Origin of the sequence: Paracraurococcus ruber, from assembly GCF_004353985.1 — a bacterium.
Taxonomy (GTDB): Bacteria; Pseudomonadota; Alphaproteobacteria; order Acetobacterales; family Acetobacteraceae; genus Paracraurococcus; species Paracraurococcus ruber.
Map to the genome: position 1 here is coordinate 1 of NZ_SMOA01000668.1, position 577 is coordinate 577.

The 577-nt window shown below is 81.6% G+C and carries 1 protein-coding gene; it reads left to right on the forward strand.

Going from position 1 to position 577, the window contains the following annotated elements; all coding sequences use genetic code 11:
- A partial coding sequence (locus tag E2C05_RS32380; protein WP_192912576.1) for a type II secretion system F family protein occupies window positions 1–577 on the forward strand: 577 nt, incomplete at both ends.

Consider the following 577-nt stretch of genomic DNA (forward strand, 5'->3'; position numbering starts at 1 on the left):
CCCGCCGGCTGCTGCAGGCGCTGCGCGAGGGGCTGCGCGGCGGGGCCGGCCTTGGCCAGGCGGTGGCGGCGCGGCCGGGCGCCGTGCCCGGCTGGTACGCCGCGGCGATCCAGGCGGCGGAGGGCACCGGCCGCCTGCCGGAGGTGCTGGAGAGGCTGGCCGCCGAACTGCTGCGGCAGGCCCGCCTGGCCGAGCGGCTGCGGAGCGGCCTGACCTACCCGGTCCTCGTCCTCGGCCTCGCCCTGGTGACCATCGGCGTGCTGGCCGGGCTGGTGCTGCCGGCGCTGGAGCCGCTCTTCGCCGCGGGCGGCGAGGTGCCGGCCTCGACCCGCACCGTGCTGGCGGCGGGCGCCTGGATCCGCGCCTGGGGGCTGCCGGTCCTGGTCCTGCTGCTGGCGGCAGCGCTGCTGGCCCTGCGTGCCGGCGCCGCCCCGGGCGCCCGCCAGCGGCGGGATGCGGCGCTGCTGCGGCTGCCGGCGCTCGGCGCCATCCTCCGGCAGGCGGCGACCGCCCGGGTGGAGCGGGTGCTGGCGGTGCTGCTGGGCGCCGGCGTCCCGCTGCCGGACGCGCTGGGCCA